Source organism: Paenibacillus sp. FSL R7-0210 (assembly GCF_038009085.1).
Taxonomy (GTDB): domain Bacteria; phylum Bacillota; class Bacilli; order Paenibacillales; family Paenibacillaceae; genus Paenibacillus_AQ; species Paenibacillus_AQ silagei.
The window spans coordinates 5,312,668-5,333,342 of the sequence record NZ_JBBPAR010000001.1 but is presented as its reverse complement, the minus strand read 5'-3'; the positions used below and the strand labels follow the sequence as shown (position 1 = coordinate 5,333,342).

Annotated in this window: 20 protein-coding genes; 14 read left to right on the top strand and 6 right to left on the bottom strand. The window is 53.0% G+C overall.

Annotated features, from left to right (window positions below):
• Window positions 1–11: 11 nt before the first annotated feature.
• Complete coding sequence (gene qoxA, locus MKY64_RS22545; RefSeq protein ID WP_076078945.1) at window positions 12–1,028, bottom strand: cytochrome aa3 quinol oxidase subunit II; 1,017 nt, start codon at window positions 1,026–1,028, stop codon at window positions 12–14.
• Window positions 1,029–1,527: 499 nt separating this feature from the next.
• Between qoxA and MKY64_RS22540 the strand changes: the two genes are divergently transcribed.
• Complete coding sequence (locus MKY64_RS22540; RefSeq protein ID WP_340955820.1) at window positions 1,528–2,682, top strand: polysaccharide deacetylase family protein; 1,155 nt, start codon at window positions 1,528–1,530, stop codon at window positions 2,680–2,682.
• A 126-nt stretch (window positions 2,683–2,808) separates the two neighbouring features.
• Here the strand turns inward: MKY64_RS22540 and MKY64_RS22535 are convergent, their stop codons facing one another.
• Complete coding sequence (locus MKY64_RS22535; RefSeq protein ID WP_036731451.1) at window positions 2,809–3,426, bottom strand: TetR/AcrR family transcriptional regulator; 618 nt, start codon at window positions 3,424–3,426, stop codon at window positions 2,809–2,811.
• Window positions 3,427–3,583: 157 nt separating this feature from the next.
• On the opposite strand from MKY64_RS22535, the gene MKY64_RS22530 reads away from it, so the two are divergent.
• The 5 genes from MKY64_RS22530 to MKY64_RS22510 all read left to right on the top strand — a co-directional run bounded on the left by MKY64_RS22530 (window position 3,584) and on the right by MKY64_RS22510 (window position 9,519).
• Window positions 3,584–5,032: an MFS transporter gene (locus MKY64_RS22530; RefSeq protein WP_235192053.1), complete on the top strand. Its 1,449-nt coding sequence runs from the start codon at window positions 3,584–3,586 to the stop codon at window positions 5,030–5,032.
• A 438-nt stretch (window positions 5,033–5,470) separates the two neighbouring features.
• Window positions 5,471–5,860: a GntR family transcriptional regulator gene (locus MKY64_RS22525; RefSeq protein ID WP_209877193.1), complete on the top strand. Its 390-nt coding sequence runs from the start codon at window positions 5,471–5,473 to the stop codon at window positions 5,858–5,860.
• Complete coding sequence (locus MKY64_RS22520) at window positions 5,853–6,755, top strand: ABC transporter ATP-binding protein (RefSeq protein ID WP_036731456.1); 903 nt, start codon at window positions 5,853–5,855, stop codon at window positions 6,753–6,755. Before MKY64_RS22525 ends, MKY64_RS22520 begins: the two co-directional genes overlap by 8 nt.
• Window positions 6,709–8,739 carry a YrzE family protein gene (locus MKY64_RS22515; RefSeq protein ID WP_340955814.1) on the top strand — a complete coding sequence of 677 codons (2,031 nt, stop codon included), beginning with the start codon at window positions 6,709–6,711 and terminating at the stop codon, window positions 8,737–8,739. Before MKY64_RS22520 ends, MKY64_RS22515 begins: the two co-directional genes overlap by 47 nt.
• Before the next feature lie 258 nt (window positions 8,740–8,997).
• Entirely contained in the window at window positions 8,998–9,519 is a 522-nt protein-coding gene (locus MKY64_RS22510; protein ID WP_339253844.1) for a mismatch-specific DNA-glycosylase, read from the top strand.
• Window positions 9,520–10,425: 906 nt separating this feature from the next.
• Here MKY64_RS22510 and MKY64_RS22505 read toward each other — a convergent pair.
• Window positions 10,426–11,385 carry an MraY family glycosyltransferase gene (locus MKY64_RS22505; RefSeq protein WP_445323362.1) on the bottom strand — a complete coding sequence of 320 codons (960 nt, stop codon included), beginning with the start codon at window positions 11,383–11,385 and terminating at the stop codon, window positions 10,426–10,428.
• Between the two features lie 94 nt (window positions 11,386–11,479).
• Between MKY64_RS22505 and MKY64_RS22500 the strand changes: the two genes are divergently transcribed.
• Both MKY64_RS22500 and MKY64_RS22495 read left to right on the top strand, forming a co-directional pair.
• The gene (locus MKY64_RS22500) at window positions 11,480–12,169 is read left to right on the top strand and encodes a YjjG family noncanonical pyrimidine nucleotidase (RefSeq protein ID WP_340955810.1); all 690 of its coding nucleotides are present in this window, start codon (window positions 11,480–11,482) and stop codon (window positions 12,167–12,169) included.
• 105 nt (window positions 12,170–12,274) lie between these two features.
• A complete protein-coding gene (locus tag MKY64_RS22495; protein WP_076078959.1) occupies window positions 12,275–12,967 on the top strand; it encodes a hypothetical protein in 693 nt (230 codons plus the stop codon).
• Window positions 12,968–13,091: 124 nt separating this feature from the next.
• On the opposite strand, the gene MKY64_RS22490 is transcribed toward MKY64_RS22495, so the two are convergent.
• On the bottom strand, window positions 13,092–14,075 hold the full coding sequence (locus MKY64_RS22490; RefSeq protein WP_340955808.1) for a ring-cleaving dioxygenase: 984 nt from the start codon (window positions 14,073–14,075) through the stop codon (window positions 13,092–13,094).
• A gap of 151 nt (window positions 14,076–14,226) precedes the next feature.
• Here MKY64_RS22490 and MKY64_RS22485 point away from each other — a divergent pair, with 151 nt between their 5' ends.
• The 6 genes from MKY64_RS22485 to MKY64_RS22460 all read left to right on the top strand — a co-directional run bounded on the left by MKY64_RS22485 (window position 14,227) and on the right by MKY64_RS22460 (window position 18,353).
• Window positions 14,227–15,063, top strand: coding sequence for an AAC(3) family N-acetyltransferase (locus tag MKY64_RS22485; RefSeq protein ID WP_083684953.1), 837 nt, complete (start codon window positions 14,227–14,229; stop codon window positions 15,061–15,063).
• 87 nt (window positions 15,064–15,150) lie between these two features.
• On the top strand, window positions 15,151–16,083 hold the full coding sequence (locus tag MKY64_RS22480; RefSeq protein WP_036723453.1) for a manganese-dependent inorganic pyrophosphatase: 933 nt from the start codon (window positions 15,151–15,153) through the stop codon (window positions 16,081–16,083).
• 163 nt (window positions 16,084–16,246) lie between these two features.
• Window positions 16,247–16,822 (top strand): hypothetical protein, encoded by a 576-nt coding sequence (locus MKY64_RS22475; RefSeq protein WP_036723452.1) that lies wholly within the window; start codon window positions 16,247–16,249, stop codon window positions 16,820–16,822.
• Between the two features lie 22 nt (window positions 16,823–16,844).
• Window positions 16,845–17,546, top strand: a complete 702-nt coding sequence (locus tag MKY64_RS22470; protein WP_340955803.1) for a pirin family protein — start codon at window positions 16,845–16,847, stop codon at window positions 17,544–17,546.
• Window positions 17,547–17,582: 36 nt separating this feature from the next.
• The gene (locus MKY64_RS22465; protein ID WP_209877215.1) at window positions 17,583–17,912 is read left to right on the top strand and encodes a hypothetical protein; all 330 of its coding nucleotides are present in this window, start codon (window positions 17,583–17,585) and stop codon (window positions 17,910–17,912) included.
• Window positions 17,913–18,008: 96 nt separating this feature from the next.
• Entirely contained in the window at window positions 18,009–18,353 is a 345-nt protein-coding gene (locus MKY64_RS22460; protein WP_036723447.1) for a DUF898 family protein, read from the top strand.
• A gap of 121 nt (window positions 18,354–18,474) precedes the next feature.
• Here the strand turns inward: MKY64_RS22460 and MKY64_RS22455 are convergent, their stop codons facing one another.
• Both MKY64_RS22455 and MKY64_RS22450 read right to left on the bottom strand, forming a co-directional pair.
• Entirely contained in the window at window positions 18,475–19,152 is a 678-nt protein-coding gene (locus tag MKY64_RS22455) for a peptidylprolyl isomerase (RefSeq protein WP_340958152.1), read from the bottom strand.
• Window positions 19,153–19,311: 159 nt separating this feature from the next.
• The gene (locus MKY64_RS22450; RefSeq protein WP_340955798.1) at window positions 19,312–20,625 is read right to left on the bottom strand and encodes a voltage-gated chloride channel family protein; all 1,314 of its coding nucleotides are present in this window, start codon (window positions 20,623–20,625) and stop codon (window positions 19,312–19,314) included.
• Between the last annotated feature and the right edge of the window lie 50 nt (window positions 20,626–20,675).

The following is a 20,675-nucleotide window of genomic DNA, read 5'->3' as shown; positions in this document are numbered from 1 at the left end:
TCTTCAGAGAGCTAGTGTCCTTCATGTGTGCTTTCATCGACAGGGGAGCTTGGCAGCGGCTGATCGACTTCCGGATCAGGCTTGCTGTCGAATTCCGTTCCGCTGGACGGCTCGGGAGACGGATGAATTTCCTTGTTATCCTGATGCTCCGGATTGCCGTTGTCCATATCCATTTCCTTGCCGCCGCCGCTCATATGATCTCCGTGATTTCCCGGAGGAGGGCTGAACTCCAGATGGGTGGAGGAATACGTTTTGCGTCCGAGGTAATCCGTGGCCAGCAGGCCTTTGAATTCTTCCTCCGTCAGCTTAGGTGCAGTTTCCTTCACTTCCTTCACCCAGTCCTCGTAACCTTTGTTACTCAGAACAAGTGCTTCGAATTCCATGTGGGCGAAGCCTTTACCGCTGAAGTTAGCATTCTTTCCGATATAAGAGCCTTCCGTATCAGCGGAGAGATGAAGCGTTGTCAGCATGTCGCTCATGGCGTACTTTTGACCGGCAAGCTGTGGAATCCAAAGACTGGTAATGGTGCCGAATGAGTACATTCTGAATTCTACCGCACGATGCACCGGCATATTCACGTAGTTCACCGTCTCGATCCCTTCCTCAGGGTAGCTGAAATGCCATTTCCAGTTGGAGGAGGAAGCATAGATGACCAGCGGAGTCTGATCTTTATAATCCGCAGCCACATTCTCCACTTCGTTTGTCGTCTTGACGGTTACAACAGACAGGAAGGCTACGATAATGATCGGGATAATAATCCAGATCGCCTCAAGGACTACATTGCCTTCCTCGTGCTTTGGAATGTAACCCTCATTACTCTTCTTCGCACGGTATTTCACCAATACAAAGATGTATAGGATGTAGACAACTGCCAGAACACCAAGCATTACAATAATTGAGAGGATAATGGTGTCAGATAACGTTCTGGCAGACGGCCCCTTCGGGTTCAGAACAGCGATCGAGCTGCATCCCGGCAGGAGAAGGATCAGGCTTAGAAACAGAGCGTATAACGGTCCCTTTTTTTTCATATAGAACTCCTTCCTTCAATACTACTTTTCATTCGCCGTTCATTAACGGAAGTACATTGATCTGTATCTATAGTAAGAACTACTTACCCATAATGCAAAATACATATTTTGTATAAATATATAAAATAGACCTTAAAAATGGCGAACAAGTTAAATATGTGTGATCAAATTGTTACAACTCCCTAAGGGTATGATAAAGATCACTGTAGTGGCGCACTTTAGCTAATTTTAAGGTTGTTCAATTTTTGTTCAAAATTCCGATATTGTTATTAAATTTGTCACAATTATTCTGTGCCAAAAACCGCTGATTTAACCGTGTAACGCCTGCTGTGACAGCATTCGACGAGAATTGCGTGCTTTCTGAAAATAATGGCGAACCCTCATTTATCATTGCATAAGAGTAACAATTTCTTAGCTTGCGGTTACAATCTCTCAAATTACGTTGAAAGTATATATGATAAAGTGATAGACAAATATACATAGATTGGAGACTGCTGCTGTGCGCATCAAGAAAATTCTGCTCTTATTCATGTCTTTATTCCTAATTATGGGGCTTGTGCAGGTCCCGGCTAACGCTAAAGGTAATAGCACTATTCTTAAACTCGGAGTCAACGATAAATTAAGCAAGGTTGAAGCTGTATCCGTAAAAGGCACCTATTATGTACCGCTGCGCGCGCTTGCGGATGAGCTGAAATGGACCCTTACCGGCCTGACGGACGGGATTCACGTAGCCGGCGGGACAGGTTCGCTTACCCTGCTGAGCAAGGACGGAGGTGCGGTACTGAAGGATGGGACTGCCGTGCCTATGAGCACTTTCGTACAGGACGGCAAACTCATGGCTCCGCTGAAGCTCAGCGGTTACCTCGGGTATAGCATTTCCTATGCGGGAGATAAATATTTACTTCGTGTGAAGGACGGCTCGGCGCAGCTTACCGATGCAGCCTTCACCGATAAATATGCTGCCGAGCTGAAGCCGGAGGCTCCGGTAGCTCCAACGAATCCAGCGACTCCGGTTACACCAACTGAGCCGGGCAAGCCGGGCCGGACCGTATACCTGACCTTCGACGATGGCCCGTCAGCCACGACTGGCGACCTGCTGGACATCCTCCGTAAATATGACGTACAGGCAACCTTCTTCATGCTGGGGAACAACATGAATCAGCATCCCGCCCAGGTGAAGCGGACTGCGAAAGAAGGCCATGGCTTAGCGCTGCATGGCGTGACCCACCGCCAGGAGAAGTTCTATGCTTCACCGGCAGCGGCGCTTGCCGAGATGTCGGGGGCCAATGCGACACTGAAGAAGCTGACGGGAGCCAGCACCACCTTGATCCGTACGCCATACGGAAGCAAGCCGTATTTCACCAAGTCCTTCAGGGATAAAGTCCTGACGCAGGGATATCATCTCTGGGACTGGAACGTGGATTCCTATGACTGGAAATACAAACAGAACAGCGACAGAATCTATAACACCGTGATGGATCAGGTGAACAAGCTGAAGGCGTCCAAGACCAATCCGGTCATTCTGATGCATGACCAGAAGGCTACACTCAAGGTGCTGCCGCGTATTCTGGAGAAGCTGAAGAAGGATGGTTATACCTTCAAGCTCATTACGAAGGATATGGAGCCGCTCAATTTCTGGAAGGATAAACGCTGATCCGTAAGGGTTAATAGAGAAGAGCAAGCTGCAGGGTAACCTGCGGGCTTGCTCTTTTTTTGGCGAGAATCTATATGTTGTGGGGTTATTTGGCGTGCAGAGGTATAGAGAAATCACTGGTTCTGTCTACTTGTACAGATATTGCACCAGCATATGAACCAGCTCTGACTTCAGCCGGTCCACGGTGATCCGCTGGGGGGAGAAGGAGATGAAGTCGACAATAGCGCTCACAGACTCAAACACAATGATCGAAGCTGCCTCCGTATCCCCGGTCTTCAGCTCGTCTTGCCCCATCTGGAGATAGGTAAGCGTTTTGAGTCGGCCGGTCTCGTACTGGGCATCCATCAACTGTTTGATGGCCTCATCGCTGTGATACATAATGCTTAGATCCTTATGGTATCCGATAAAAGCCTTATGCGAGAGCAGAAGCGTGTCTATCAGATGCAGGATCAGGTCCGTACGTTCAATCGTATTGAAATTAATTTCTGACATTGAATCATCGATTCTGGCGAGCAGCTCATCCCCGTACATGTGGAGCACCTCAATGAATACGGCTCTTTTATCCACGAAATAGGAGTAGAAGCTCCCGGTCGAGACCCCGGCGGCGGCTGCAATCTCCTTGGTATTCGTCTGATAGAAGCCCTTGTCCGAGAATAGCTTCATCGCGGCCCGGATAATGGCTTCCTTGGTTCGTATACTGCGCTCCTGCTGCGGAGTTCTAATTTTGTCCTCTGTTCCACCCATATCGTAAGATCCCCCTCATAGTACAGATTTTAGTGGAGCGGTTTTGTGCTGTCAATAAAAGTTGAACCAAAGTTCATTTTTTTAATTGACAAATATGAACTTTGGTTCATATAATCTGAAATATGAACTTTATTTCATATTTCAGGAGATGATCAAGATGGGGATTGGAATGCGCAGAGCTTTATCCTTTACGGCGATTGTGCTGGGCTTTTTCATGGCGCTGCTGGATACGACCATTATTAATATTGCCCTGCCGGAGATGACCCGCCAGTTCGGGGGAAGTGTGTCGCAGGTATCCTGGGTGATGAACGGCTATAACCTGGCATTTGCCGTGTTCATCCTGACTGCCTCGCGTCTGGCCGACCAATTCGGACGGAAGAAGGTGTTTCTCATTGGCGTGGGGCTGTTCACACTGAGTTCCCTGCTGGCCGGACTCTCCACTTCCCTTGGCATGCTGATTCTGTTCAGGGTTATTCAAGGCTTGGCGGGAGCCGTTATTGTGCCGGTTACGATTCCGCTGAGCACCACCACCTTTCCCAAAGAAATGCACGGACTGATTATAGGCATATGGGGGGCCGTCTCGGGAGTGGCTGCTGCAAGCGGTCCGGCGCTTGGCGGAATATTGACACAGAAGCTGAGCTGGGAGTGGATTTTTTTTGTGAACGTACCGCTTGGGCTGCTGAGCATAGGGCTGACCGCTATATTCATTCAGGAATCACGGGATGATTCAGCAGGGCGATCCATAGATTACGGCGGAATCCTGGGGATAACGGTAGGGATGTTCTGCATTACATATGCTCTGATTAAAGTGCAGGATTACGGCTGGAGCTCGCGCCCGTTCCTGGGTCTGACGGCTGTGGGGCTGCTCTTTCTGGTGATCTTTTTTCTTACGCAGTATAAGGGGAAAGAACCGATGCTGCCTCTGTCCCTGCTGAAGATCAGAGCCTTCAACAGTAACTCGGTATCGATGATCGTGCTGGGGGCGGCGCTGATGAATATTTCGCTGCTGACCTCCTTTTACCTGACCCGGGTGATGGGGGTATCGGAGCTGAAGGCAGGGCTTGTCCTCTCAACCATGGCCTTAGGCTCCATCGCCAGCTCGGCTGTATCCGGGCCGCTGTCTGCGAAATATGGCAGCAGTCTGTTCGCCGTAGCGGGAATGGTGATGATTGGCGCTGCCACCTATTCCATGAGCGGGCTTGAGGCTGATTCTACGCTGGGTGCGGTGATGCTACGGCTTGCACTGACCGGCTTCGGCGTGGGGCTCTCAATGGCTCCTGTGATGTCATCGGCGATCCGGGTTGTTCCTGAAGACAAGGTCGGCATCGCCTCGGGGGTGACGAATATGGCGAAGGCGCTGGGAAGTGTGCTCGGTGTGGCCATCATCGTCACTGTGCTCCAGCACAATACAACCCGGGAGCTGAGCGCGGCGAATTCCGCAGGCACAGAGGCGGGGGCCGGGGTAATAAGACAACAGCAGGCGGCTGTGGATGCGTTCAGTCAGACCTATAAGTTCGCAGGCTACCTGCTGCTCCCGGGTATAGGCGCTGCCCTGTTCAGCGATGAACGCAGACAGCGGCGGAGCAGCAGTGTCCATGTTCAATAGAATAGTCCCACTAAGCAATCATAACCCCCAACTGTCCAACAGGCAGGGTGGGGGTTATTTGCGTGACATGCTGAAACTCTATAAGACACACTAAAGAATAACAAAAAGCAAAAAGAAGCGGGGGGAGAATTTGGAACTGGAGGAGCGGTAGCGTCCGCCTGAAAGCTTTCCACAGGAAAGCTCGCATCGGAAGCATAGGCTTAGTTTGGATTTCTACCGCGAAGAGCGGTTCGATCAAGAAATCGAAATACAACAGCGGCCGGAAGTCCAAATGTTCACCGCAGCGACGACCAGGCTTTGAATTCTAATCTTAAGTGCGTCTTTTATAGACAAAGTAAAAGTTAATGATTGACATTAATCCTCAACTGTATTAATAATAGTAGTACAGTTAACACAGTTGAACAGCCGGATCATAGATCCGAAGAAAGGAGGACTGTCATGTTCGAACTGGATGTGCGCAGCCGCAAGCCGATCTATGAGCAGCTCACCGACAAGGTCAAAGAGATGATTATGCATGGTATTCTGCGGGCGGATGAACAGCTGCCCTCGGTGAGGACTTTATCCTCGCAGCTCACAGTGAACCCGAATACGATCCAGAAGGCTTACAGGGAGCTGGAGCGGGAAGGGTACATCTATTCACAGCAGGGCAAGGGCAACTTCGTGGCCCCGCTGCAGCAGGGGCAGAATGAGAGCAAACGGGCGGAGCTGAAGGAAGAGCTGCTGCGTCTGATGGCAGAGGCGGTATACCTTGGTTTTACGGAAAGTGAAATGAGTGCGCTGTACCGCCAGGCGCTGGATAAGAGAAGAGAGGAGAACAGCCATGATTGAGATTCGCGGAGTCAGCAAGATTTTTCAGGAGGAAAAGGCTGTTGATAACATCTCGCTGACTGTACATAAAGGCGCTATTTACGGATTGCTGGGATCGAATGGGGCGGGCAAAACAACGCTGCTGAAGACGCTCGCCGGTATTTATCGTCCTGAGGCGGGGAGTGTCAAGCTCGCCGGGCAGCCGGTGTATGAGTCGCCGGAGGTGAAGCGCAGAATGATCTTCATGCCGGATAGTCCGTATTTCTTCGCGCAGGCAACCATTAAGAGTATGGCGGCATTCTACCGCTCTATATATCCGGGCTGGAGCCAGAAAAGGTACGAGGAGCTTGGGACGATGTTCCGGCTCGACACCCGGCGCAAGCTCAGCCGTTTCTCCAAGGGGATGCAACGCCAGGCTGCTGTCTGGCTGGCCCTCAGCTGCAAGCCGGATGTGCTGATCATGGACGAGCCCATCGACGGGCTGGACCCGGTGATGCGCCGGCAGATCAAGAATCTCCTGTTCCAGGAGGTCGCCGAGCGGGAGCTGACGGTGCTGATCTCCTCGCATAACCTGCGGGAGATTGAGGATTTATGCGACCATGTCGGCATTATGCATGAGGGACGGATGCTGGTCGAGAAGGATCTGGATGATCTGAAGGCGGACACGCATAAGATTCAGGTGGCTTTCCGCGACGAACGCCATGCGGCCGCACTGGATGCCAAGCTGCAGATTCTCCACCGGGAGCAGCGGGGAAGTGTCAGCCTGTATATTGTAAAAGGGGACCGGGAGCGGATCAGCCAGGCTTTTCATGTCTACGAGCCTTATGTATTTGATCTGCTGCCGCTGACGCTGGAGGAAATCTTTATTTATGAAATGGGGGATGCCGGTTATGACGCGCAGCCGATTATTCTTTAACAGCAGCATTATCCGCCAGAACCTGCGCCAGCATGGCTGGATTGGAATTTTATATACATTGCTCTTGTTGTTTGTTCTCCCGCTGGAGATGTTCATGGAGAGCAATCCGCTTGCGGAGCCAAATACAGTAGACAATCTGTTCAATATCGGTGGTGCGGATATCGCACCGTTCCTTATCGCTTTTCCGGTTGTGGCCGGATTGTTCCTGTTCCGTTATCTGCAGTCCAAAATGCCTTCGGATCTGTGGCACAGCCTCCCGCTGCGCCGCTCGCACCTGCTGGCTTCCCATACGGTAAGCGGATTGATCCTGCTGCTTGTGCCGGTCTGGCTTACGGCTGCGGTTACAGCTATCGTCCGCCCGCTGGACGGCAATATGTATATCTATCAAGGCGCGGATGTCTGGGAGTGGTGCCTGGTTATCAGTGTGCTGACGCTGTTTCTGTATGTCTTTACTATCTTTGTAGGTATTTGCACAGGACAGACCATTCTGCAGGGAATAGTGGTCTTCATTCTGTTAATTCTTCCAGCAGCACTGCTGCAATTTACCGACATGCATTTGAACAGATATCTGTACGGGTATCCGGAAGGGTCTAGCTTGTGGGGGACCCTGATAAACTGGGCGCCGTTACTGCGTATTATGAATATCTCCTATGAGCCTCTTAGTAATAAAGAGATATGGAGCTATATCCTCTTGTCTGCTGTGTTCATGGTATTGTCATTCGTGCTGTACCGTAAGCGCCACAGCGAAAAAGCCACTCAGGCGATGGCCTTCACCTACTTCAATCCGCTATTCAAAGGCGGTGTAATGCTCTGCAGCATGCTGCTGGCGAGCAGCTACTTCGGTAGCATCAGGCAGCAGCCCGGCTGGATTATCGGCAGCGCCATTGCCGGAGGGGTGATCGGCTATATCGTAGTTGAAATGATTCTCCGCAAAACCTGGCATATTCTGAACCGCAGAATGCCGCTGGAATTCGTGGTGTACGGTGTACTGCTGGGCCTGCTGCTCTATGTTCCCGTGTCCGAATTAACGGGTTATGAGAACCGGGTTCCGCGAAATGATAAAGTAACCGAAGTATTTGCCGGAGGGAATTACGGGGAATTAACCCGGAATCCGCAAGGAATCACTACCCGGGAAGAACGGGAGGATGAGATATTCTCCGCAGACCGGAAATACATCGAGGCTGTAACCGCCTTGCATCATGCTGTCGTAGCTTCGAAGCCGGACCAGCAGCATAATACCCGTCGGTATGATTATCGCGAGAGCAAGCGTTTCACGTTTGCTTACCGGCTGGAGAGCGGGCGGAAGCTGATGCGGACCTACATTATTCCGGCAGCGGGCTTTGAGCCGGAGCTGAAGGCGGTCATGGAGCATGCGGAATACAAACGTGACCGGTATCTTCTGTCCCGGATGGACGAGAACGTAGAGAGCTTCAGGCTAAGCAATTTGAACAAGGTCATAAGTATTTCTGACCCGCAGGATGTACAGGAGTTCAACGAAATTCTGAAACGGGAAATTCTTAATATGTCCTATGAAGATGAGGTCTCTGATCAACGGGCGAGAGCATCCATCAATTTGGTCTACAAGCCGGATTCGACCGATTATCAGCTATTCTATACGTATGAATGGCTTCCTTCCTTCAAGGAGATGACCGCTTGGCTGGAACAGAAGGGCTATGCCGGTAAAATCAAGCTTACCGCAGCAGATGTTTTGTCCGCAGAAATGTTCCGGGATATACACCAGAGTGCAATCCCTCAGGGTTTGATTTACGATCCTGACACCCGTCTGGAGTTGGCCCGCAGCGAGAAGCGGTCAGCGGTGGTTACAGATAAGACTCTGATTGATAGTATTCTGGAGCACCGGCGCGATTTCACCCGCGAAGAGGGCAGATATGTAGTGAAGATCGAGTATAAGGGCGGGACAGTTAATTACATTTCGCTGCATGAGCAAGATGTGGCACCGGCGCTTAAGGCCCTTCTTCCTTAGGTCATTGTCATACTATGTTAATCCTAGTCAGATTTAAGGCCCCCGCTCACGGAAATATTTCCTGTGCGGGGGCTTTGCTCTGCCGCATCCATGACGGCAGAAGAGGTTACAGCTGCTTCCGTTGCAAAATCTATTATTCGGATAGCGGTAGCAAGAGCGTCTGAGTGTCTTAACCTGCCTGCTTGGGTTATGCTTATATTATAGCAAGTAAGGGTTCAAATGGACCTGCCAGCTACGACAGCTAAGGAGGGAAGCCTTATGGAAGAGGTACGGGATCATCTGGATCATGGACTCCAGATTGTCTTCATCGGGTTCAACCCCAGCATCCGCTCCGGCGAGCTGGGTCATCATTATGCCAATCCGCGCAATAACTTCTGGCGCATACTGCATAAGTCCGGGCTGACGCCGCGGTTATACGAGGCCTCCCAGGACGGGGAACTGCTGAAGCTGGGATACGGCTTCACCAACATCGTTGCCCGCCCCACCGTAGGCGCTGAAGATATCACCCGGGAGGAGTACGCCAGGGGCCGTGAACTCCTGCGGGCCAAGCTGGAGGAATACCGCCCGGAGATTGCCTGCTTTGTCGGCAAGGGCGTGTACACAGAATTCAGCCGCAGAACTACAGCCTCATGGGGCTTCCAGGAAGGCATTGCTCCGGTGGTGGACGGAGTCCGCGAGTTCGTCGCCCCTTCCTCCAGCGGCCTGGTCCGCATGCCGATGCCAGAGATCATCGGAATCTACTCGCAGCTGCGTGACTTTACGGAGGAGCAGGAGCCTTAAGGCCGGAGAAGCCCGGCATATGGGTACGTGGGCTCGATGTATGTTAAAAACCGAACACAAAATAGGGACGGATGGGGGTGCGCGGCCCAATGTATGCCAAAAACCGAATACACTGGGCAGTACGGAGGCGCGTGGACCAGATATAGGCGAAAAACCGACCACATTGGGCAGTACGGAGGCGCGTGGACCAGATATAGGCGAAAAACCGACCACATTGGGCGTGACGGAGGCGCGTGGACCAGATATAGGCGAAAAACCGACCACATTGGGCGTGACGGAGGCGCGTGGACCAGATATAGGCGAAAAACCGACCACATTGGGCAGTACGGAGACACGTGGACCAAATATAGGCGAAAAACCGACCACATTGGGCAGTACGGAGGCGCCCGGTCCAAATGTAGGCAAAAAACCGAACACATTGGGCAGTACGGAGGCGCGTGGACCAAATATAGGCGAAAAACCGAACACATTGGGCAGGCGCCAAGGCGCGAGCTTGCGTAGGCAGGGTCTTTATTTCGTATACCGCTTAAACAGCGGAGAGGACGGAACGACCCGCGGAAAAGCGATAGCGTTCGCCTTTGTCTCCGGATTTTTACCGATTAGGGAAATAAATAAAATCTGGAGACAACAGCGATTGTAACAACGGTCCGTTCGTGGAGCGTCCACCCAAGCGTCTACGCTGATCCTGCTCACAAGTAAACGCCCAAGTAACCGTTTCATGTGTAACAACGGTCCGTTCGCGGAGTGTCCACCCAAAGCGCCTACGATGATCCTACTCCAAGTAAAAGGTTCTCCCAAGTAACCAATTCCGTTCACTCAGCGTCCACCCAAACTAAAAAGGCTGCCCCATCAGCCATTTCATGACCTTTGGGAGCAGCCCTTTTCATAATAGCAATAGCAGCCTGCCTACGTCTGGATCAGCAGCAGGATAATGGACGACAGGGAGAGGCAAATGCTGGCCAGATAGAGCACGCCGACCACTTGTCTCTGGTTCAGACCAGCCTTGAGCAGACGGTAATGAACCTGAGTGGCGTCCGCCTGATAGATGGCTTGTCCCTTCAGGAAGCGCCGGATGACGACAAAAATATTGTCGAAGATCGGTACGCCCAGCGCGAGAATCGGAATGAACAACGACAACACCGTTGCCTGCTTGAAGGCGCCGTCCAGCGCAATCACTGCCAGAATGAAGCCGAGGAAGGTGGCGCCGGCATCGCCCATGAAGATTTTGGCCGGAGCCCTGTTGAAGCGCAAGTACGCCAGGGTAACCCCGATCAGCGAAACTGCCATGAAGGCTGAAGTGGATTGGCCCATCGTAAGTGCGACTACGAACAGGGTTACTGCTGAGATCGCTGTAAGTCCGCCGGCCAGACCGTCCATGCCGTCCGAGAAATTAATGACCGTAGTGACGCCGAAGATCCAGATGATCGTCAGCAGGAACTGCAAAATGAACGGCAGTGAGATATAATCACCTGAGAACGGATTAATGAAGCCGGTAAACGCATTGCCGGAAAAGAACACCAGAACGGCGGCGGCAATCTGTACGATGAATTTGGGCAGGGCCGGGAAATCCTTGCCTTTGGTTTTGTACCAGTCATCGATGGTTCCTATAGTCAGCAGAAGCACACCGCCAATGAACAGGGCGAGCGTCTCCAGGGTGAATTCACGTGCGAAGAGCAGATATGTAATGAAAAAACCTACGAATATGGCATAGCTTGCCGTTAGCGGGATGGGTTCCCTATGGATTTTGCGTTCAACATCTTCCCTCGGCCTGTCCACGAAATCCAGCCGGAAAGCGAGCCTGCCCAGAGGAGGAATCAGCAGATAAACGATAAAAAATGACACGAGAAAAGCTAAACCGTATAAAATGACAATCACCCCGTTGATTTTTTTAAGGCCTATCCCAAATTATATCGCAGAAGGATGTATGTTGTCGAACTACATAAGCGAGATGGAGGAAAAGATGAAATACGAATGTATCCTATTTGATGCTGATGATACACTGTTCGATTATGGAATGGCCGAGAGCCACGCCTTGAGCCATGCCTTTGCCCACTTCGGGCTGCCGACAGGCGCGCAGGAGTATGCAGCCAGCTACCAGGAGATTAACCATGCCTTATGGAAGGATTTCGAGCAAGGCTTAATCACCTCTGCCGCCCTGCGGGTGGAACGGTTCAACCGCCTGTTTGCCGCCCGTCAGCTCACCTTCAAGCCGGAGGAATTCAGTGAAGCGTACCTGCGCTTTCTCGGGGAGGGTACCTTCCTGATTCAGGGGGCTGCCGAGCTCTGCGGTGAGCTTACCGGGTGCCGGCTGGCAGTGATTACGAACGGAATCAGCGATGTGCAGCATGCCCGGATTAAGGGTTCCCCGCTCAGCGAGGTATTCGAGGCGGTGATTGTATCGGAGGAGACGGGCTACCAGAAGCCGGAGACGGGGATTTTTGATTATGCTTTTGCTAAGCTTAAGCTGTCCGATAGACGCAAGGTGCTAATCGTCGGAGACTCCCTGACCTCGGATATCCGGGGCGGGAACAACTATGGCATCGATACATGCTGGTTCAATCCGCTGGGCAAGTCCGGTGATCCTGAGAACCTTCCTACCTATGAAATCCGCAGTCTGGACGAGCTGGTGGAGATCGTGAACCGCGCGTAAGCGGAATAAACGGCGGCAGGCAGGTTGAAAGTTTCGCTTCCGTGTTAAATATATAGGGACGCAAAGTTTCTACTATTTTAACAACAACATACGGGAGAGGATATTATGAAAAAAAAATGGCTGATTGCCGCGGTGGTCACCGGCATGACGGTAACAGGCTCGGCAGGAGTGTATGCGGGCACCAAGCTGCAGCAGATTAAGGCTTATCTGAACCATAGCCTGGGTATTGTGGTGGATGGTAATCCTTTTTGGATGAAAGACGGCAACGGCAAAACCCTGACTCCAATTACCTATGAAGGTCTCACCTACCTGCCGGTCCAATCGATCGCCACGGTGCTGAAGGTGCCTATCAATTATGACTCGGTCAACTATAAAGTGAGAATTGGAGAAGGCAGCGCAAATATTCCTGCTCCGACTCCTGCACCGGGAACCTCTACCGGCGGGGGGAATACAACTCCTGCTCCAGTAGTGGAGGGAACGGCCAGACCGGTTAATCTGCCTAAGGATTTTCCGATTCCCCAGGACGCCCTAATTGCGATTACTCTGGATACGGATGCTAACGGCCAGAAGAAGGTGGCGTTCACGTATTCCACGCAGGAGACACTGGAGATCATGGGCTTCGTGTACAGTGAATATGCGCGGATTAAAAATCTGGATAATGCCTCGGAGTCGGTATCCGCCAGCAATGTAAAAATTTCGGGCAGACTCGGCGGGACAAGTCCTGTATCCATTACAGGCAAAGCTTCCACGGCCCGGCCCGGCTTCAACCTCTTCACGATCACCTGGTCGGAGAGCTGATCTGAGCCAGTACAGTTAAGCTGCTATGCAGGCTTGGCTAACCTAAAAAGAAACTCCGGCTTGTAAGTCAGCCGGAGTTTCTTCATGTGCAATTCAGCTGAACTAATTCACTAAGTCAATAACGTTAGACTTGCGGGCGGGTGTCCAGCGGCTTCAGGTGGGCCTCAATCTGTTCGCGCTTTGCTTCCAGGAACGGCGGCAGGGCCAGCGCCTCGCCCAGATGCTCGACTTCCTCATCTGTGGCGAAGCCCGGTCCGTCCGTTGCCAGCTCGAACAGAATACCGTTCGGCTCGCGGAAGTACAGGGAGCGGAAGTAGAAGCGGTCCACAAAGCCCGAGTTCGGGAGCTGTACGCTGCGGATGCGTTCAATCCACTGCTTCAGCTCCTCTTCGTTATCGACACGGAAGGCTACATGATGCACGCCGCCCCGTCCCAGGCGCTCCTGCGGAAGATCGCTGCGCTCCTCCAGATGGATCTCCGTACCGGAGCCGCCTTCACCGGTCTCGAACACGAGGATATCCGGCTGGCCCGCTACCGGAGAAGGATAACTGCCTGCGCGGCGGAAGCCGAGCAGGTCCTCCAGAATCAGGGCCGTATGCTCAGCGGTCTCGACGGTCAGATGTGCCGGTCCCAGTCCGACAATGGCATACTCGGCAGGAACCGGGCTCTTGGCCCACGGCTTGCCGCCGGGCATGCCCTCGTTATGCTCATCTGAGACGAGGATGAGGCGCTGGCCCTCATGGTCGGTGAAGGCCAGCGTCTTCCGGCCGCCGCGCTCGGTGATTTCCTCATGCTCTACACCGAACACCGTGAAGCGCTGTGTCCAGAAGAGCAGGGCATCATCCCCGGGAACACGCAGGGAGAGTGCGGAGATGCTGTTGTTGCCGTCGCGGTTACGCCCTGCGTTAGGCAGCTCGAAGAAGGTAAGCTCCGTGCCGGGATTCCCGGTCTCATCCCCGTAGAACAGGTGATAGACAGATACATCATCCTGGTTGACGGTCTTCTTAATCAAGCGGAGTCCGAGCACTTCTGTATAGAATTTGTAGTTTTCCGGTGCTTTTGCGGTAATGGCAGATACATGGTGAAGTCCTTTTAATGTTAAACTCATGGGAATACCTCCTGAAATTTAGGTTGTTGGTTATATAAAAGCCGCAAATTACTTATTAATATTAAGTTACTATAATTTTAATAGTAAATGAGTAATTTTGCAAGGTGTATTTCAAGGATGGTATTTATTATTCAGGAAAGCGGGGTTAATCATGCACACCAGATCAAGTCTGATGAAGCAACTGGAGAGGATGGGGATCGATCCGCAGGGGACACTGCTGGTCCATTCCTCGCTCAAAAGCATCGGTGAAGTGGAAGGGGGAGCGGATACCGTACTGGATGTTCTCTCTGAATATATGAAGGAGGGACTGCTGGTCCTGCCCACGCATACCTGGTCTTATATCGACGGGCAGAATCCGCGCTTCTCTGTGCTGGAGTCGCCCGCCTGCGTAGGGATTCTGCCGGAGCTGTTCCGCAAGCGGCCGGGCGTGATCCGTTCCTGGCATCCTACGCATTCGGTGGCGGCGCTAGGCAGGGATGCGGCGGTGTTCACGGCCGGAGATGAGCGCTGGGATACGCCCTGTGCACGCGGTTCGGTCTATGGCAAGCTGCTGGACCGGGAAGCGGAGATTATGCTGCTTGGTGTGGATCTGCGGAGAAATACATTCATTCACGGCATTGAAGAGTGGGTGGATATTCCCGGCCGGATGACGGACGGGCATGAGGCGCTCTGTACCGTGACGCCTGAAGGCAGGGAGATCGCGGTGCCTTCGCGCAGACACTGCGGACTGTCCTGGTCGCAGCATTTCTGGAAGGTGGAATCCGTGCTGGAGGACGGCGGGGCGCTGCGCAGGGGCAGCTTCGGCGATGCGGCGGTTATGCTCTGCGGCACTGTAGAGACTACGCGTATCTTGAGTGATATGCTCAGAGAGAACCCGGATCTGTTCTCGGATAACGAGCCTTTATACGGGGAGAATGCGCCTGAGGCGCTGCCGAAGACGAAGCGGGGTCAACCTGTAGAGGCAGTGCAGGAGCATACCAAGAGTTAACCCAGGCCGGATATTTACGGGTCTCTGGCAGGTTTCTATCAATGTATGGTATATTATTCTCACAAAAACATAGTAAGGAGATTGGAAATGACAAAAACTTTGATCTTTGGTCACAAAAACCCGGATACAGATACGATCTGCTCGGCCATTGCTTATGCGGCACTGAAGAAGGAACTGGGCTGGGATGCTGAGCCGGTCCGGCTTGGAGACATCAGCGGAGAGACTCAGTTCGCCCTCGATCACTTCGGGGTAGAAGCGCCGCGTCTGGTGGAGAACGTTGCTGCAGAAGCTGAACAAGTGATTCTGGTTGACCATAATGAACGCCAGCAAAGTGCGAATGATATCGATCAGGTCCGTGTGGTTGAGGTGATTGATCATCACCGGATTGCGAACTTCGAGACTGCTTATCCGCTATATTACCGGGCTGAGCCAGTCGGCTGTACGGCTACCATTCTGAACAAGCTGTACAAAGAGAATGGCGTGGCCATTCCCAAGAACATCGCCGGTCTGATGCTGTCCGCTATCATTTCCGATTCCTTGCTGTTCAAATCGCCGACCTGCACGGAGCAGGATGTGGCTGCTGCGCGTGAGCTGGCCGTCATTGCCGGAGTGGATGCCGAGAGCTATGGCCTGGACATGCTCAAAGCCGGTGCAGACCTGAGCGACAAGAGCATTGCCCAACTGATCTCTCTGGATGCCAAGGAATTCAAAATGGGTGAATATAAGGTGGAGATTGCCCAGGTTAACGCTGTGGATGTGAATGATGTCCTGTCCAAGCAGCCGGAGCTGGAAGCGGCGCTTACCGCGATTATTGATGACAAGGGACTGGATCTGTTCCTGTTCGTGGTTACCGACATCCTGAACAACGATTCTGTGGGCCTCGCCCTGGGACGCGTAGCCGGCGCTGTGGAGCAGGCTTACAATGTGAAGCTGGATGATAACAAGGCTGTGCTGAAGGGTGTAGTGTCCCGTAAATCTCAGATTGTACCGGTTCTTACCGAGACGATCGCCAAGCTGTAATTGCTGCTTCCGGGTGTGCCCGGAGTAAGAAGGTTGTCCCGTGACCGGCTGTGCCTTTTCCTCAGGAAAAAAGTACAGCCGGTTTTATTTTACAATTCACAGCAACTCCTTGCCGCCTGAAGGGTATAAACAGCATAGGACATTATAGAGGGGGACGGGAATAATGGGGAAGATGCGCAAGCTGGCGATTTCAACAATGTGCCTGATGATGGTCTCGGGAGGAGGCCTGCTGTATGCTGCTGCCGGCAAAACAGATCTCTCATTCTATGTAAATAATATGCTGCTTAAGCAGTCTGCACTATCCTCGGATGGCGGGGTCTATGTGCCTGTGGAACAGCTTTCCGAGAATATGCAGGCGATTGTATCGGTGGACGACTCAGCAGGGACGGTCAAGATCTACAAGCCTAATGTGAATACGGTGCTGCTGGATGAGTCGGGCAAGATTTTCGGCAAAGTCAGAATGGACACCAGCAATACCTTCTCTGCCCTGGTGCAGGTGGATGATCTCAAAACAGATATCTCCGATCTGAAAATCACCATTACAGACCCGGCAGGCAAGACGGATGTTGTGGATAACCAGCCGATTACAGAGAAGAAGGACAGCTTCTGGTTCAAATCGGCAGCGTATAATTATAAGGTTACCGACAAAGGGAACTACATGATCCAGGTGTATTTTAAGGATGCTGCGTCCAAGAAATGGTTCATCGTTTCTGAACTGCAGATATCGACCACTTCATAATAAACCTCAGGAGGCGGTTCCATTGATTACAATCTATCCTGCTGCGTCTGCGCACCAGTTCGATCACGGCTGGCTGAAGGGCAGTCATGTATTCTCCTTCGGGGATTTCTATGATCCGGACAATACGGCCTTTGGGCCGATGCGCGTCTGTAACGATGATACGATCGCTCCGGGAAAAGGCTTCGGCGCCCATCCGCACAGTGACATGGAGATTGTCTCGATTGTGCTGTCCGGCGTGCTTCGTCATGAGGACAACCTCGGCAATGTCGCGCAGACGTCCTTCGGCGGCATCCAGCGGATGTCGGCAGGGACCGGCGCGATTCATACGGAGCATAACCCTTCGGACAGTGAGCCGGTCCGCCTGCTTCAGCTATGGTTCATGCCCAAGGCCCGGGGGACGGCTCCCTCTTATGCAACCGGACGCTTCGATCCGGCCAAGCTTGAAGGAAGGCTGCTTCCGGTAGTAGCCTCCGAAGCCTCTGACGAAATTGTCGGTATAGCCCAGGACATGACCATTTATCTCGGGAAGGCCGAGGCGGGAGGGCAACTGGATTTCCGGCAGGAGCCGGGGCGGCGCAGCTTTGTATATCTGGTTGAAGGGCAGCTTACCCTGAACGGGGATGATGTGCTGAAGCCGGGTGATTCGGCAAGAATCGAGGACATAGCGCAGCTGGAGCTGAAGGCTGATGAGAATATACTGGTCATGGTGATTGATCTGCCGTAATGAGCGGCGGGATTCAGACATGAAGGAGGAGCTTGAATGGCAGAACAGGAGAGAGTGCTGGTGAAGCATTCCGTAACCGGACGCATGCTTGTGAACAGCATGGAGGGAGTAGGGTATACCTTCGATAAGCAGGGCGGGCTGACCTTAATCACTCTGACGGATGTGGCTGCAGATAAGGGCGCTGCGGTGGTGGAGCTGAAGGCGGAGCTTAATGTATTCCGCTTCGAGGAGCCTGCGGACGGGCCGGTCATCAAGCATTGGTACTACGTTGGAGATCAGCCTGTAACCTATGATGCGGACTCCGGGCGCTTAACGATAGCCGTGCAGTCCGAAATCGAATACCGGCCAGATCAATACTGGGCCTGATGGGGATAGAATTGTGAGAAATGTAGCAGTGCTCACCATGGATAATAAGGAAAATAGAACCAGGAATAATTTTGCATGAATGAAAGGCGGAGACCCATGGGAGCACTGCACATGAATACGGCAGCGATGAATTATGGAAGCAGGGAATCTTATTTTGACGGGAAGCTTATTGAGTACATTGGGTGGTGCCTCGCTGGCTGGCTGGTTACGGTCTGTACCTTCGGCATCTGCTATCCCTGGTCTGTGGTCATGCTCTACCGCTGGAAGGTCGAGCATACCGTGGTGGAAGGGCAGCGCCTGCGGTTCGACGGTACAGCCGTCAGCCTGTTCGGACAATGGATCAAGTGGTTCCTGCTGACGGTGATTACGATTGGGATCTACGGCTTCTGGGTGGTTATTAAGCTGGAGCAGTGGAGAACGAAGCACACCCACTTCCAATAAGAAGCTGCATGCTTCGAGTATACGCAGGATGCGAAGAAGAGCCATTCTCCGGTTATGGAGGATGGCTCTTTTGCATGGATTTTGGAGCAAGACTAGTCTGTGCAACCGGCCTGTAGGCTGCTTATTGTGCTTTTTGCGGCTCGGGATAAGTAACCCCAAGGGTATCAACGGTGACCTTCTTCATGACCGGCGGCTGATCCGGACGGTCATTCTTGCCACGGGGCAGACTGACGATGGCCTGGACCGCATCCAGTCCTTCGGTAACCTTGCCGAAGGCGGCGTATTCGCCGTCCAGGCTTGGATAAGCAGCGGCCATAATGAAGAACTGGGAGCCTGCAGAGTTCATATCCTTGCTTCTCGCCATGGACAGCACACCTTCTGTATGCAACAGATTGTTGGTGAAGCCGTTGTTATTGAATTCTCCGGCAATGCTGTAGTCCGGTCCGCCCATTCCTGTGCCATCCGGGTCCCCGCCCTGGATCATGAAGCCCGGAATGACCCGGTGGAAGATGGTTCCGTCATAGAAGCCCTTCTGAATCAATGAAATGAAGTTGTTGACCGTATTGGGGGCAACCTCGGGATACAGCTCGGCCTTAATAACAGCGCCGTTATCCATCTCGATCGTAACCACCGGATGGCTGGCTGTGGCTGAAGGCACGCCTTCTGTAGCGGCGGCGCTCTCCTGCGGTGCTGCTGTAGCCTCACTGCCTGCTCCGGAGCTGCTGTTACCATTACCGGCGGCATTATTATTCACTGGCTTATTGCCGCAGCCCGCCAGAATGACGAGCATCAGGCACATCACCGCAAGCAGGATGACGGGTTTTCTTGTGATAGACTTCACTTCAGAATCTCTCCTTTTGTCCTTTTGTCCTTAAATAATCTGGTGCATTCACCTCTGTATCATACCTTCTTTGTCCTGCTTCTGGCAAAGCCTGCTTCCGCGTCCTGCCGGATTCCGCTACTTTGGTGCGGGCTGCTCCTTGGCGGAAGCGAGCGTCGTTCCTTCGGGAACCGGCAGTAAGGCGCTTTTGGAGATGCCGATAAGCTGGGAGCTGTAGATGCCGCTGTGCCCGGAGAACAGATAACTGATGATGCAGGCGATGAACATATAGACCGCTCCGCCGGAGCCGAACAGCTCGATGCCCATTATGAAGCAGGCAAGCGGTGTATTGGTTGCTCCGCAGAAGACAGCGATGAAGCCAAGTGAAGCCAGGAAAGGCCCATATAGATGAAGCACTCCGGCCAGGCTGCTCCCCAAGGAAGCTCCAATCGCGAATAGCGGCGTCACTTCGCCGCCCTGGAAGCCGGTCCCCAGGGTGAAGGCGGTGAAGATCAGCTTCCACAGAAAGGCGAAGGGCGATACGCCGTCTTCGAAGGAGCTGCTGATCAGCGGAAGGCCCAGCCCCAGATAGTCCCGGGAACCGGCTATGTAGACCAGGGCGATAATGATCAGCCCGCCGGCGGCGCTTTTGAGCATAGGATTACGGATTATGGCGGTGAAGGTCCGCTTCAGATAATGGGTAAGCTCACTGAACAGCAGGCTGCACAGGCCGAAGAGGATGGAGGCGAATATAACCTTGACCAGCACCAGCGCATCCATAGCGGGGAAGACATCTACCTGATAATGGATATGGTGAACGCCCCACAAGCGGGAGGCTACCAGATCACCGGTGAAGCTGGCGGCAAAACAGGGCAGCAGCGCCTTATGGCTGATCAGCCCGATGGCGATGACCTCCAGGCCGAACACCGTTCCGGCCAGCGGAGTGCCGAAGATGGAGCCGAAGCCGCCGCTGATGCCGCACATCAGCAGGATTCGGCGGTCCAGCGGACCGATTCTGAGCCAGCGTCCGAGTGCGTCGGCCAGACTGCCGCCCATCTGCACAGCCGTGCCTTCGCGTCCGGCCGAGCCGCCGAAGAGATGGGTAATCAGCGTCCCGCCAAGGACCAGCGGGGCCATGCGCAGCGGAATCGCTTCATTGCCCTGGCGGATCTGCTCCAGGATCAGATTGTTACCCTTCAGGCTGCTCTTGCCGTAGCGCATATACATTCCGCTGACGAGCGCGCCTCCCGCCGGAAGCAGGAAGAGCAGCCAGGCATGCTCCAGCCTTACCTGGGTGACTGCGTTCAGACTGGCCAGGAACAAGGCCGAGGCACTTCCTGCCAGCAGCCCGACCAGTCCCCCCAGAATCACCCATTTGACGAATGTACTCCAGAGCGCAAGCTGGCTCTGGCGCGCTGCAAGTGCTGCCCACCGTTCATACTTCCTCTTCATTATGGCTAACGCTCCCCTACCCGAAATAAATACTGCCCTGAAATCAAAAC